General features: G+C 54.8%; 13 protein-coding genes and 1 pseudogene. 6 read left to right on the forward strand and 8 right to left on the reverse strand.

The window, feature by feature from the left end; genetic code table 11:
* From AK59_RS0111965 to rhtA, 6 genes and pseudogenes are all read right to left on the reverse strand, one after another.
* A pseudogene (locus tag AK59_RS0111965) lies at nucleotides 1–303 on the reverse strand (mechanosensitive channel protein); the annotation flags it as partial.
* Between the two features lie 129 nt (nucleotides 304–432).
* Nucleotides 433–1,155 carry a glutamine ABC transporter ATP-binding protein GlnQ gene (gene glnQ, locus AK59_RS0111970; protein WP_013097465.1) on the reverse strand — a complete coding sequence of 241 codons (723 nt, stop codon included), beginning with the start codon at nucleotides 1,153–1,155 and terminating at the stop codon, nucleotides 433–435.
* The gene (gene glnP, locus AK59_RS0111975) at nucleotides 1,152–1,811 is read right to left on the reverse strand and encodes a glutamine ABC transporter permease GlnP (RefSeq protein WP_003858462.1); all 660 of its coding nucleotides are present in this window, start codon (nucleotides 1,809–1,811) and stop codon (nucleotides 1,152–1,154) included. Before glnP ends, glnQ begins: the two co-directional genes overlap by 4 nt.
* Before the next feature lie 93 nt (nucleotides 1,812–1,904).
* Nucleotides 1,905–2,648 (reverse strand): glutamine ABC transporter substrate-binding protein GlnH, encoded by a 744-nt coding sequence (gene glnH / locus AK59_RS0111980; protein WP_013097464.1) that lies wholly within the window; start codon nucleotides 2,646–2,648, stop codon nucleotides 1,905–1,907.
* Nucleotides 2,649–3,009: 361 nt separating this feature from the next.
* The gene (dps, locus tag AK59_RS0111985; RefSeq protein ID WP_013097463.1) at nucleotides 3,010–3,513 is read right to left on the reverse strand and encodes a DNA starvation/stationary phase protection protein Dps; all 504 of its coding nucleotides are present in this window, start codon (nucleotides 3,511–3,513) and stop codon (nucleotides 3,010–3,012) included.
* Between the two features lie 299 nt (nucleotides 3,514–3,812).
* The gene (gene rhtA, locus AK59_RS0111990; RefSeq protein WP_013097462.1) at nucleotides 3,813–4,700 is read right to left on the reverse strand and encodes a threonine/homoserine exporter RhtA; all 888 of its coding nucleotides are present in this window, start codon (nucleotides 4,698–4,700) and stop codon (nucleotides 3,813–3,815) included.
* A gap of 354 nt (nucleotides 4,701–5,054) precedes the next feature.
* Between rhtA and ompX the strand changes: the two genes are divergently transcribed.
* A complete protein-coding gene (gene ompX, locus AK59_RS0111995; RefSeq protein WP_013097460.1) occupies nucleotides 5,055–5,573 on the forward strand; it encodes an outer membrane protein OmpX in 519 nt (172 codons plus the stop codon).
* A 149-nt stretch (nucleotides 5,574–5,722) separates the two neighbouring features.
* Here ompX and AK59_RS0112000 read toward each other — a convergent pair whose 3' ends face one another.
* Both AK59_RS0112000 and mntS read right to left on the reverse strand, forming a co-directional pair.
* The gene (locus tag AK59_RS0112000) at nucleotides 5,723–7,306 is read right to left on the reverse strand and encodes a phosphoethanolamine transferase (protein ID WP_013097459.1); all 1,584 of its coding nucleotides are present in this window, start codon (nucleotides 7,304–7,306) and stop codon (nucleotides 5,723–5,725) included.
* Nucleotides 7,307–7,589: 283 nt separating this feature from the next.
* Nucleotides 7,590–7,718, reverse strand: a complete 129-nt coding sequence (gene mntS / locus AK59_RS01000000123715; RefSeq protein ID WP_013097458.1) for a manganase accumulation protein MntS — start codon at nucleotides 7,716–7,718, stop codon at nucleotides 7,590–7,592.
* Nucleotides 7,719–7,901: 183 nt separating this feature from the next.
* Here mntS and mntR point away from each other — a divergent pair, with 183 nt between their 5' ends.
* The 5 genes from mntR (at nucleotide 7,902) to AK59_RS0112030 (ending at nucleotide 13,768) form a co-directional block, all read left to right on the forward strand.
* The gene (gene mntR, locus AK59_RS0112010; RefSeq protein WP_013097457.1) at nucleotides 7,902–8,375 is read left to right on the forward strand and encodes a manganese-binding transcriptional regulator MntR; all 474 of its coding nucleotides are present in this window, start codon (nucleotides 7,902–7,904) and stop codon (nucleotides 8,373–8,375) included.
* Entirely contained in the window at nucleotides 8,372–9,481 is a 1,110-nt protein-coding gene (locus AK59_RS0112015) for an anion transporter (RefSeq protein ID WP_029882856.1), read from the forward strand. Before mntR ends, AK59_RS0112015 begins: the two co-directional genes overlap by 4 nt.
* 101 nt (nucleotides 9,482–9,582) lie before the next feature.
* Entirely contained in the window at nucleotides 9,583–10,677 is a 1,095-nt protein-coding gene (locus tag AK59_RS0112020; protein ID WP_029882857.1) for an HlyD family secretion protein, read from the forward strand.
* Entirely contained in the window at nucleotides 10,674–12,245 is a 1,572-nt protein-coding gene (locus AK59_RS0112025) for a DHA2 family efflux MFS transporter permease subunit (RefSeq protein WP_029882858.1), read from the forward strand. Before AK59_RS0112020 ends, AK59_RS0112025 begins: the two co-directional genes overlap by 4 nt.
* A complete protein-coding gene (locus AK59_RS0112030; RefSeq protein WP_029882859.1) occupies nucleotides 12,245–13,768 on the forward strand; it encodes an efflux transporter outer membrane subunit in 1,524 nt (507 codons plus the stop codon). Before AK59_RS0112025 ends, AK59_RS0112030 begins: the two co-directional genes overlap by 1 nt.
* Nucleotides 13,769–13,775: the final 7 nt, after the last annotated feature.

Genomic DNA, 13,775 nt, shown 5'->3' on the forward strand with positions numbered 1-13,775 from the left:
CTCAGTCACATTTTCCAGCACCGTTTTTTGCTCTTCTACCGGCGGCGGGGTGATGGTTGGAACGGGCTCCTGGGGCGGTGTGGCGGCAATTTTTCGCAGCTGATCGACTAACTCTTGCCGGGAGGTGTCGTTTTCCAGCACATCGGCAAGGGCACTGTAGGCGGCTTTTTTCTCTTCTGCATCCGGTTCCGGTGGAGGCGTTTTTTGCTGCGCAGTGGACGTTCCGGTGGTGACGCCGGGGATAGCAACGGCTATCGATGGCGCACTAAACAAGCTAAGCAACAACAGCAGGATCCACGGCACGGTGCCCTCCGGTGAAAATGTCGAACAAAATGATAAGTATAGAGGGCAGGGAGCGAAGGGCGTGTTTTGGGAACAATCTGGCGTAAAAAAGCCGGGCATGCCCGGCTTTGCATTTCAGAGGTCTGGTAATCAGGAGACGTGCTGCAGGAACTCCTGCAAACGCTGGCTTGGCGGGTTTGCAATCAGCGCCTGCGGGTTACCGTCTTCTGCGATACGGCCTTTATCAATGAAGATAAGGCGGGATGCCACTTTCTCAGCGAAGCCGATTTCGTGGGTCACGATCACCATCGTCATGCCTTCTTCGGCCAGATCCTGCATGACTTTCAGCACCTCGTGGCGCAGCTCCGGGTCGAGTGCGGAGGTTGGCTCATCAAACAGCATCATTTTCGGTTTAACCGCCAGCGCGCGGGCGATAGCCACACGCTGCTGTTGTCCACCGGAAAGTTCTGAAGGGTAGTGGTGAGCACGTTCTGCGAGGCCCACTTTCGCCAGCAGATCTTTAGCCAGCGCTTCCGCCGCCGCTTTGTTGGCACCGCGTACGCGCAGCGGGCCAAACATCACGTTTTCCAGCGCCGTCAGGTGCGGGAACAGGTAAAACTGCTGGAACACCATGCCCGCTTCCTGACGAATCAGACGGTCATCCACTTTCGGATCATTCACTTTCAGACCATCGACGATCAGATCGCCACTGGTGATCTCTTCCAGCTTATTGATGCAGCGCAGCAGCGTGGATTTACCGGAGCCAGAGGGCCCGATAATCACAACCACTTCACCCTGTTTGATGCTCAGATCGATATTGTGCAGCACCTGGGTTGGACCAAAGTGCTTGGATACGTTTTTAAATTCAATCACAGGATTTTCATCCTTCTTTCAAGACGACGCAGAACGAAGCTCAGAACCAGAGTGATAATCAGGTAGACAACGGCTACCGCACTCCAGATTTCCAGCGCACGGAAGTTGCCAGCAATGATCTCCTGGCCCTGGCGGGTCAGTTCAGCAACGCCAATAACGATGAACAGCGACGTGTCTTTGATACTGATGATCCACTGGTTGCCCAGCGGCGGCAGCATGCGGCGCAGCGCCAGAGGCAGAATTACGTGACGGATGGTTTCGCGACGCGAAAGACCTAACGCCAGACCCGCTTCACTGAAGCCTTTATGAATCGACAGCACCGCACCGCGCGTAATTTCCGCGATGTAGGCACCTGAGTTGATCATAATGGTCACGACGGCGGCGCTGAACGGGTCGATGCGCAGGTCGGTGAAGGCCATTGGCAGGGCGAAGTAGATGAACATGACCTGTACGACAATAGGCGTGCCGCGGATCACTTCGATGAAAACCAGTGCGATGTGGTTTGCAATCCAGCCACCGTAGGTGCGGGCGAAACCGGCGACAAGACCGATAATCAACCCGCCAACCAGACCGAGGACCGAAATCCACAGGGTCATTTTAGCGCCTTCAAGCAAGAGAGGAATGGCAGGCCAGATGGCGCTCCAGTCAAACTGCATGATGTATTCCTGTATACCGTGGTGAAAAACGAAAAACGTAGGCCCGGCAAGCATGAGCGTCACCGGGCGTTACAAACCTGAATTCAGGTAAAATTATTTAGGCTCGGTACCGAACCATTTTTTGTAGATTTCGTTATACGTGCCGTTCTCTTTCAGGGTTTTCAGCGCACCGTTAACTTTCGTACGCAGGTCGTCGCTGCCTTTCGGGAAGGCAATACCGTACTGCTGTGCTTCCAGAGACTCACCGACCGCTTTGAACTTACCGTTGCCTGCGGTTTTGATGAAATAGAGGATGTTAGGCGTATCGTGCAGAACCGCGTCAGCACGGTTGGTGCCAAGTTCCATATAGGCGTTATCGATGTTCGGGAACTGGCGCAGATCTTTGGTTTTGATGTTCGCTTTCGCGTAATCAACGGAGCCGGTGCCGCTCTTCACCGCCACCACTTTACCGTCGAGATCTTTCACGCTTTTAACGTCGTTATTGTCAGCTTTGACCATCACCAGCAGGCCGCTTTTGTAGTAGCCGTCAGAGAAGTCGATCGCTTTTTTACGCTCATCAGTAATGGTGATGCCTGCCAGGGCCAGGTCTACGTTTTTGGTTTGCAGTGCCGGGATGATACCGCTGAAGTCCATTGGCTTCAGGGTGTAATCCAGTTTGAGTTCTTTTGCGATTGCGGCCCACAGATCCACATCAAAACCAACGTATTTATCACCCTGTTTGAATTCAAACGGAACAAACGCCGTGTCGGTGGCTACAACCAGTTTATCGGCGGCCTGAGAAGAGACCGCAAAAGCCAGGGTAAGTGCAGCCAGTGAAACTTTTAATACAGACTTCATAGCATTTCCTTTTATATCCACGGGGCGATCCCCTGCGAGAACGACAGGCACAATGAAAAAATCGTGCCAACTTTACAAGCTGTTGTTTTGCAAAGGGGAGGATGTCATGCATTGCACAATAAGCGTGGCAATGATGTCTGATTGCACCAAGGTGGAGCACCGTTTTGGTGCGCGTCGTTTGGCTCAACTGACGGGGAGATATTTAGCGCAAATAATGATGAAAAAACAATCTTCCGTTAACGGTTGTGTGAGGTGATTATTACATTTCTTTCACGTTTGCAGCGTCTCAGTGGAAAAGTGTGCACCATAAATGTGCAAAACCCTCACCAGAGGCGAGGGTTTGATAGAAAATTCGTATGGATTATTCGATGTTAGATTCGATAAACCACAGGAATTGATCCAGGTCGCGAGACGCGGCGGTGAAGATATCCGCAGTATCTTCGTCTTTAGCCTGGCTAATTGCTTTACGCACGTCGTTAGCCACAATCGCATAACGGTCTGCCAGCTCTTTCAGGTGATCCTGAACGGTGTGAATATCCAGCGGATAGCTTTTCAGTGGCGTTTTGCTGTTAATCACCTGCGTGGTACCCAACGCCACACCGCCTAACTGCACGGCGCGTTCGGCCATGGTGTCCAGGTGGGTGACCAGTGCTGTGCGGAAGCCATCCAGCATTTCATGAACGGCAATAAAGTTTGCACCGCGCATATTCCAGTGGGCCTGTTTGGTGATCAGCGAAAGATCGATGAACTGGATCACCTGGCGATTCAGCAACTCAATCGTTGCTTTTTTGTCGCTGTCCGATACATCGTTACGGGTATAAAGCAGATTAGACGCTTTCGTTTTCACCAGTTTAGCGGTACTCATAATCTCATATCCTCTTGATGTTTATGTCCCAGGTAATTACGGAACTAAGTATAGCACCGGATTTTTTCCCTGCGGTTTGGCTGTGCCTATTGGTTTAATAGCAAGAAGGGAGTTGAATTATTAACTGGTTGAACCATATGGTATTTTTTAAAATTGACACAGATCAATCTTAATTCTCTATTTCCCATTAAGGGCGAGAGAAATATGACTTTTCGATGACGAAGAATGTAAGAAATTATAAATAATACAGAACTGGCCTTTATTCTGCATGGCACCGAGGCCATGCAGAATATACGGTATTAGCGGATGTCCACTTTCTCAACTTTTGGCTCAGGGCGCATGGTGAGCGTTGACCCCATCGACGCCGCAATAATGGAGCACAGCGCCAGCGTCTGGGTAAAGGTGAGGGTTTCCCCAAGGAATACCATACCGGAGATGGCGGCCAGTGCAGGCTCCATGCTCATCAGGGTACCGAAGATGCGCGTCGGCAGCCGCGTGAGGGCAATCATCTCCAGTGAATAAGGCAGAGCCGTTGAGAGGATGGCGACAGCAAAACCCACCGGCATTACTGACCACTGCCAGATAGAGTCCGTCGCCTGAGCCATACCCAGCGGAACAAAGATGATGGCGGCAATGAGCGAGCCCAGCGCCACGGTCGCCGGGCCGTGCTCTTCGCCGGCGCGCTGACCCGTGAGGATATACACTGCCCAGCAGGCTCCGGCGCCCAGAGCCAGCGCGGCACCCGTCAGGTCGATTTCAGAGACGCTCTGGCCAAGCGGCAAGAGGAACCACAACCCCAGAACGGCTAACACCACCCAGATAAAATCGACAGGCCGTCGGGAGGAGAAAAGGGCCACCGCCAGCGGGCCGGTAAATTCCAGCGCGACGGCAATCCCCAGCGGAATGGTCTGGATAGAGAGATAGAACATATAATTCATGGCCCCCAGCGCCAGCCCGTAGAAAAGCAGCGGGAGGCGCTGCTCTTTTTTGACGCGCAACCGCCAGGGTTTAAAAATGACCACGAGGATCAGGGTACCCAAAGCGATACGCAGGGCAGTCACCCCCGGTGCGCCTACCAGTGGAAAGAGCGATTTCGCGAGGGACGCGCCACTCTGTATAGACAGCATCGCAATCAGAATTACAGCAACCGGCATCCAGACCGATGACGTGCGGGATATCCCTGGCATCCTTTCTCCTGTCAATTTTTGTCAAATAGGGTAAAAGCCGCAGTGTAATTGAAATATGGCGCAACGGTTGAGCTACTGTTGAAAAAAAACCAGGGAAAATCCGTAAAATGGATAAGCGTTGCTGGTTTTATCGCCTGTCAGATTAGGAATAATCTGGATGAATGTAACGGCGTTGACGCGCAGTATGAGTATTTAGCAACAGAAATCCTTTGTGATTTGAACAAGATAACTGATGCTGGAAACGTTCTGTTACAGGAAAGGTCCCGTTAGACATCACGAATCACAAAGAGTTTCGCAAATTTTTTTGATATATTTAAAACTTACGGATTTACTTGAAGCACATTTGAGGTGGTTATGAAAAAAATTGCATGTCTTTCAGCACTGGCCGCTGTACTGGCTGTTTCCGCAGGTACCGCTGTAGCTGCTACTTCCACTGTTACCGGTGGTTACGCTCAGAGCGATATGCAGGGCGTAATGAACAAAGCTAACGGTTTCAACCTGAAGTATCGTTACGAGCAGGATAACAACCCACTGGGCGTGATCGGTTCTTTCACCTACACCGAGAAAGATCGTTCTGAAAACGGCGCATACAACAAAGGCCAGTACTACGGCATCACCGCTGGTCCAGCTTACCGTATCAACGACTGGGCAAGCATCTACGGTGTTGTAGGTGTTGGCTACGGTAAATTCCAGCAGACCGAAAACCAGGGTCTGAACCGCACAGCAAGCAACAGCGACTACGGCTTCTCCTATGGCGCGGGTCTGCAGTTCAACCCAATCGAAGACGTTGCTCTGGACTTCTCCTATGAGCAGAGCCGTATCCGCAACGTTGACGTTGGCACCTGGATCGCGGGCGTAGGTTACCGCTTCTAATCACTTCGGTGAGCCAGTAAAAAATCCGCCCATGTGGCGGATTTTTTTTTGCATGGTAAAAGCAAAACGGCAACCAAGGGTTGCCGTTTTTAGTGTTTTTTCCCTCTCCTGTGAGAGAGGGCCAGGATGGGGGCATCAGACCGCACAGCTTACTTACTCTTTATATCGAAAATATCCGTACCCAAATGGTTATAGTCAACTTTCTGTAACTTGAAGTTGGTAACGTACACTGGGGGAGCTTTCTTGTTTGAGATAAACGGGTAAGCATTTTTGATCTGCTCTGCTGAAATCCCCGTCCACTGCGAGAAGAACGTCAGGAAATCATTGGCCGAGCGGCGCGCGGTGATAATACGATGCTTCTTGTCATCACTCGATAACACCATAAACGGTACCTGGAAGTTTTGCTGGAATTTATCGTCGTGCGCCAGATACTGCACCTCTTTACCGCGCTCTTTAAACGCCAGCCCGTGATCCGAGAAATAAACCATCGAGAAACTCTCACCCGTATTACGTAGCTGATCGTACAGCTTGCTGAGCAGTTCGTCGGTTTGCGTCATGGTGTACAGATAGCAAGAGGTCTCTTTAGATTGCACAAACTCGGCGTATTTCCCCTGCGTGCGGTCACAGGCCTGAGGGTGCGAACCCATCAGGTGCAGGACGATCAGTTGTGGCTGCGTGCGCTGCGTGGCAAAAACCTGTGCCGTCATCTTGAGCAATGCTTCGTCTTTGGTATTTTTATCGGCTTCAAAATCCCCGTTTTTCAGGAACTGCACTTCATCGGCACGCTTCGCGATGCTGGCAATGGCGGTATCGTATTCGCCAATTTGCCCCTGATTAGAGAACCACCACGTCTGAAAACCGGCACGGTTTGCCAGCGTGACAAAGTTATCCTGATACTGTGGTTTGCCGTCGACAACGCGGTTCAGGGTCAGGCCGAGCGATTTCTGCGTCGAGCCGCTGGCCGCAATATAATCGGTAAACAGGGTACCGTTGACGGAGCTGGCGAACGGCGTGTTATCCCAGTGTCCGCCGAACGCGCCCATCGCATCGCGGCGTGCGCTTTCGCCGATGACGACCACATAGGTATGGTACTTCGGCTTCACCGCCAGCACGTTCCAGGTGTCTTTCATATTGGAGAGCTCAGCCATTCGCGCCTGCTCGTCGAGAACTTCCTGGTTATTAACGACAACGTCTTTTACAAAGCGGAACACCGGGTAGCCGGTATCCTTCAGCTTGAACACGCCGCCCCAGGCCAGGTTTTGCACGGGGGTGACAAAGAAGGTCACTACGCTGAATGCCAGGCACAGCGTCTCTATTTTTCCCCACGCTTTTTTCTCTTCGGGTTTACGACGCACCGCTATAACGCCAAGCGCAAAAATAAAGAGGCCGACCACGTAGCTGTACCACGGGAAGATCGTCAGGATCTCGGTCGACTCTTCCATGTTGGTCGAGTGCAGCGCCAGCAGGGTATTAAAGTTTGGCGAACCGTAAGCCTGACCAAACGGGAAATAGAGCGCTGCAATCAGGGAGCAGATGCCCACTAACGTTTTTTGCGCGCGCGGCGCGGTACGCCACAGCAAATGCAGAATGCAGGTAAACGCAACGGCATACAGCAGGCTGAAGGGGTAACCCAGCGCAAAGTTAATCAGCAAGGATTGTAAAAAGTAGAATGCCGTCCACGGACTTAAGGCCCGACTGCGCGTAACAACGGTGTCTATCAGGGTTAAATTCATAGGTCACTATCATGCATAAAAACGCCATGTGCTCACCCTGGCGTCAAGGGTCATAACCTGCCTGACAGTGCGTGGAGAGGGAATGAGGGTCCGCTTCAGCGAGCCGCAAATTGTGCAGGGCTGCAAGAAGATAGTGCGAGCGCTAAATAATATCAACCGTTGCTAAGCAGATGTTTTGCGAAGAGGATTGCAAATCCGTAAAAAAAACCGGGAATAGGGCGGCCGGAGGCCAGTTTACAGCGGGAATATGACGGCAAAATGAAGCGGCGTACCGCAACGCCGCTTAGTGGGAAGGTTTGTCGTCCTGATGTGGCTTGTTGTTAAACATATCGCACAGCATGTTCAACAGCATTAAGCGCACCCTGAAGGGGGAGTGAGTAAACACGGTCATACACCTCTTGAATTCGTTCATAAGACCTCCTGATTTTTGATCCCTTCGATCCGTGAAGGGTGACTGCATTACATACAGATATAGCACAGGCTATATTGTATAGCTATGGCTATTTCGTTAATTTTTTGTGCTTGTAGAGGTATGGTTTACAATGTGCGCTCTCGATACCGGGCGCTGGAAGCGTCACCCCACTGAGGAAGTACAATGAACCGTCGCGCAGGTAAGCCAACAATCAGAAAAACGACGCAACTGGTGAATGTGGAAGAGCACGTCGAAGGTTTTCGTCAGGTGCGTGAAGCCCACCGACGTGAACTGATTGATGATTATGTTGAGCTGATTTCCGATCTGATTCGCGAGGTCGGGGAAGCACGTCAGGTTGATATGGCGGCCAGGCTGGGGGTTTCGCAGCCAACCGTTGCGAAGATGTTAAAACGTCTGGCCTCCGTCGGCTTAATCGAAATGATCCCGTGGCGCGGCGTCTTTCTGACGCCGGAAGGGGAGAAGCTGGCGCAGGAGAGCCGCGAGCGCCACCAGCTGGTGGAGAACTTTTTGCTGGTGCTGGGCGTAAGCCCGGAGATTGCCCGTCGGGATGCGGAAGGAATGGAACACCATGTCAGCGAAGAGACGCTGGTGAAGTTTCGTGAGTTTACGCTTAAATATGGTTCCTCCGCTGAATGAAAATCCCTGGACTGCAGGCCCTCACGCGCGATCGCTTCTTTCATCTCTTATTGATTATTGGTGTAGGTTTAAGCCTTTTTGTGCCGTTTGCGCCCCAGGCCTGGCCTGCGGCGATTGACTGGCGCACTATCATTACCCTGAGCGGGTTAATGATGCTCACCAAAGGGGTGGAGCTGAGCGGCTACTTTGACGTGCTGGGGCGCAAAATGGTGCGCCGGTTTGCCACCGAACGCAGGCTGTCGTTGTTTATGGTGTTCTCCGCCGCGGTGCTGTCGACCTTTCTCACCAACGATGTGGCGCTGTTTATCATCGTGCCGCTGACGCTCACCCTGCGTAAGCTGTGCGAGATCCCGGTGAGCCGGTTGATCATCTTTGAAGCGCTGGCCGTCAACGCGGGCTCGCTGTTAACCCCTATTGGTAACCCGCAAAACATTCTGCTCTGGGGACGTTCAGGGTTATCGTTCGCCGCCTTTACCTGGCAGATGGCGCCGCTGGCGCTGGTGATGATGGCGTCGCTGCTGGCGGTCTGCTGGTTTGCCTTCCCGGATAAAAAACTGCAATACCACAGCGGCACAACCGGCCCGCAGTGGCAGCCTCGTCTGGTCTGGAGCTGCCTGGGGCTGTATATCGTCTTTCTGTTTGCGCTGGAGCTGCGGTATGAACTGGCGGGCGTGCTGCTCGTGGCGGCTGGTTTTGTCGTGCTGGCGCGACGCGTGCTGGTGAGCGTGGACTGGACGCTGTTGCTGGTCTTTATGGTGATGTTCATCGACGTGCATCTGCTTATCCAGCTCCCGGTGCTGCAACACGTGCTGCACAGCGTCAGCGGTCTGTCTCAGCCGGGGCTGTGGCTGACGGCGATTGGCCTCTCGCAGGTCATCAGCAACGTGCCTTCTACCATTTTACTGCTCAACTATGTTCCGCCGGACTCGCTTCTGGCCTGGGCGGTTAACATCGGCGGGTTTGGTCTGCTGCCCGGCTCGCTGGCCAACCTGATTGCCCTGCGGATGGCGAACGATCGCCGCATCTGGTGGCGCTTCCATCTCTGGTCGATCCCCATGCTGCTCTGGGCTGCGGCGATCGGTTTCGGATTATTCCTTCTCATATAGTGCGCAATTTGTCAGTTTTTCCTGGCAAACGTATAGCAACGTCCTAGTTTTAGTGAACGGCATAGTGTGATGCCGCTCACTGACAGGACCGTTGCTGAACTATGGCTGAAGAACAAAACCCGCCTGCTGACGAGCAGGACAAAAACAATAATGAGCGTAAGCGTCCGGGCAAAAAACCGTTAATTATCCTCGGCATTGTCGTGGTGGTGATGGTCATCGTGGCGCTGGTCTGGTGGTTTTTAACCCGTAACGAAGAGACAACTGACGACGCCTTTACCGACGGCGATGTGGTGACGATTGCCCCTAAAACGGCGGGTTATGTCACGGCGTTACATGTGCGTGATAACCAGCGCGTGAAAAAGGGCGATCTGCTGGTGGTTATCGATCCGCGTGATACCACCGCCCAGCGCGATCAGGCTCAGGCCCAGCTTGGCCTGGCTATTGCGCAGCTGCATCAGGCCCAGGCACAGCTGGCGCTCTCGAAAGTGCAATACCCCGCCCAGCGCGACGAAGCCAAAGCGCAGGTGCTGAAAGCGCAGGCAGACCTCGCCAACGCGCAGGCGGAGTATCGCCGCCAGCGCGGGGTCGATCCGCGTGCCACCACCCAACAAAGCATTGATTCCGCCAACGCCCAGCTGCGAAGTGCACAGGCCGCTCTGGCAAGTGCGCAGGCCCAGCTGGAAGTGGCGGAGCAGGTACAGCTGCAAATCCGCCAGCAGGAGACCAACGTCGAAGCGCGTGAGCGCCAGGTCGATCAGGCTAAAGCGCAGCTGGAAACCGCTAACCTCAACCTCTCTTACACCGAAGTTCGCGCCCCGTTCGACGGGTTTGTCACTAAGCGCAACGTGCAGCCGGGTACGCTGGTGCAGGCGGGCACGGCGCTGTTCTCGCTGGTCTCACCCAACGTCTGGGTGGTGGCCAACTTTAAAGAGTCTCAGCTTGAGCGCATGAAGCCAGGCGATAAGGTGGAGGTGTCCGTCGATGCCTGGCCAGATATGGCGCTTGAAGGCCATGTCGACAGTATCCAGCAGGGCAGCGGCTCGCGTTTCTCGGCGTTCCCGTCGGAAAACGCCACCGGCAACTTTGTTAAAATTGTCCAGCGCGTGCCGGTGAAAATTGTGATTGATAAAGGGCTGGATCCGAACAAACCGCTGCCGCTGGGGCTGTCGGTGGAACCGAAGGTCACCGTGGAATGACGGATCACAGCCACGACAACTGGAAGCCCGCCAGCAATCCGTGGGCGGTGGCGATTGTCGTCACGCTGGCGGTGTTTATGGAGATCCTCGACACCACCATCGTCAACGTGGCGCTGCCGCACGTGGCGGGTTCGCTCTCGTCCAGCTATGACGAGTCCACCTGGGTATTAACCAGCTACCTGGTGGCTAACGGCATCGTCCTGCCCATCTCGGCGTTTCTCAGCCGGGTGTTTGGCCGCAAGCAGTTCTTCCTGATTTGCATCGTGATGTTTACCGTCTGCTCGTTCCTGTGCGGGATCGCCACCGAGCTGTGGCAAATCATCTTGTTCCGTGTGATGCAGGGCTTTTTTGGCGGCGGCCTGCAGCCCACGCAGCAGTCGGTGCTGCTTGACTACTTTAAACCGGAAGACAGGGGCAAAGCGTTTGGTCTCTCCTCCATCGCCATTATCGTTGCGCCGGTACTCGGCCCGACGCTCGGGGGCTGGATCACTGACAACTACTCCTGGCGCTGGGTGTTCTTTATCAACATCCCGGTGGGGATAGTGACGGTGCTGGCGATCTACCAGCTGCTGGAAGATCCACCCTGGGAGAGTAAAGCCAAAGAGAAGCTGACTATCGACTGGACGGGGATCGGCCTGATCGCGCTTGGCCTCGGCTGTCTGCAGGTGATGCTCGACCGGGGCGAGGATGATGACTGGTTCTACTCGAACTTTATTCGCACCTTTGCGGTGTTAACGCTGGTCGGCATCATTGGCGCCATTTACTGGCTGATGTATGCCAAAAAACCGGTTGTTGATCTGCACTGCATGAAGGACCGCAACTTTACCATCTCCAGCCTGCTGATGGCGGGGATGGCGATGATCCTTTACGGCAGCTCGGTGGTGATCCCGCAGCTGGCGCAGCAGGATCTGGGCTATACCGCCACCTGGTCCGGGCTGGTGCTGTCGCCCGGCGCAGTGTTGATTGTATTGACCATCCCGCTGGTCCTGAAGCTGATGCCGGTGGTGCAGACGCGCTGGATCATCGCCTTTGGTTTTACCTGTCTGGCTGTGTCGTTCTTCTGGTCGCGCACGCTCACCCCGGATATCGACTTCGAAACGCTGGTGCTGTTCCGCAGCGCCCAGTCGATTGGGCTGGGGTTCCTGTTTGTCCCGCTGACCACCATTGCGTTTATTTCTATCCCGAGGCGGCTGAACGCGGATGCCGCGGCGCTGTTCACCATGTTCCGTAACGTTGCGGGCTCGATTGGCATATCGCTTTCCACGGCGGCCATCACCGAGCGCTCGCAGGCCCACAGCGCGCACCTTGCGTACCACGCCTCGCCGTTTAACGAGCAGTTCCAGCAGGCGATCCGCGAAAGCGCGCAGGCGATCCAGAACTTTACCACTCAGGTCGGCGACCCGACCGGCATTGCCACCGGGCGCATGTACCAGACCATGATTGAGCAGTCGCGCTTCCTGGCCTATATCGACGTATTCACCATTCTGAGCGTGGTGGCGCTGGTCCTGATTCCGTTTTGTTTGTTGCTCTCGCCGGTTAAGAGCGAGGGGAGTGCAGGAGCACATTGATGATACACAGACGTTTACACCCCCTGATGATAATGATGCTGCTGGCAGGTTGCGCCGTGGGGCCGGATTACCAGCCGCCTGCACCGCCTGCCGTCACGCACTGGAACGATAAAGGCGACAGCACGGTGAAATCACAAACCACCTCCGCTGCGACTAACCCGCGCTGGTGGAAAACGTTCGGCTCGCCGCAGCTCGACAGTCTGATTGAACGCGCCATCGCCGGGAATTTGTCCCTGCAACAAACGGTGCTGCGCATCGCTGGTGCGCGCGAACAGATTAACCAGGCGGGCGGGGCGTTTTATCCGTCGGTCAACGGTAATCTGCAGGCGACGCGCCAGCAGCTCGGCCTGGAAGGTGAGTTGAAGTCTCATGGGGTTTACGACCAGCTTGATAACGTCGATCCGGAACTCAGGGGTGCGTTAGGACCGCTGACGCAGCCGATCAACCTCTATCAGGGCAGTTTCGACGCCCAGTGGGAGATTGATCTCTGGGGTAAAGTTCGCCGTCAGGTTGAAGCTGCTGAAGCGCAGCAGAAAGCCGCTATTGAGCAGCGTAACGACGCGCTGGTCTCCCTTGAAGCCGAAGTGGCGCGCGCCTGGCTCCAGCTGCGCGGGGCGCAGAGCATTATTGCCACGCTGAACACCCAGATTAAAAGTGCGCAGCAAACGCTGGATCTGACCGAAAGTCGCCAGCGGGGCGGGCTGTCTCCGCAGATGGACGTAGAAAATGCGCGGGCGCAACTGGGCAACCTTGAAGCGCAACTGCCGCAATATCAGGCGCAGGAGCGGCAGGCGATGAACGGCCTGGCGATCCTGCTCGGCAAGCCGCCGGGGGCGTTGGATGTGGAACTGCAGTCCGCCCAGCCGATGCCTGCGCTGCCGGATATCGTGCAAACGGGTATTCCATCCACGCTGGCGCGACGTCGTCCGGACGTGCGAGAAGCGGAAGTGACTCTCCATGCCGCCACAGCGCAAATTGGCGTGTCGGTGGCCGAGCTGTTCCCGAGCTTTACCCTTTCCGGGCAGTTTGGCCTGCGTAACAGCGAATCCAAATGGCTCACCGACTGGAGCAGCCACTTCTACAGTTTTGGTCCGCAGGTCTCCATTCCCATCTTCCAGGGCGGAAGACTGGTCTCCAGCGTGAAAGTGGCGCGTGCGCAACAGGGGGCGGCGGTGCTGGATTATCGCCAGACGGTACTGACTGCGCTGGGGGATGTTGAGAATGCGCTGGTGAGTTACCGCACCGATCAGCAGCGTGAAGCGGGTCTGGCGAAGACCATCGATGCGCTGCAAAACGCCTTCGATCTGGCCAGCGATAGCTACCGGCAGGGAATTGCCAGCTTTATCGACGTGCTCGACGCCCAACGGCAGCTGGCACAGGCCGAGCAGCAACGTGCCCAGGCGCAGGTGCAAAGCGCGCTCGATCTGGTGGCGCTCTATAAGGCGCTTGGCGGCGGCTGGGAGCCCTATCAGCAGGTGCAGTTACCGGATTACGCCGTCTTTGGCAATGCCCCGCGCGGATAATATTCAG

The sequence above is a fragment of the Enterobacter sp. T1-1 genome, from assembly GCF_000710795.1.
GTDB classification, from domain to species: domain Bacteria; phylum Pseudomonadota; class Gammaproteobacteria; order Enterobacterales; family Enterobacteriaceae; genus Enterobacter; species Enterobacter cloacae.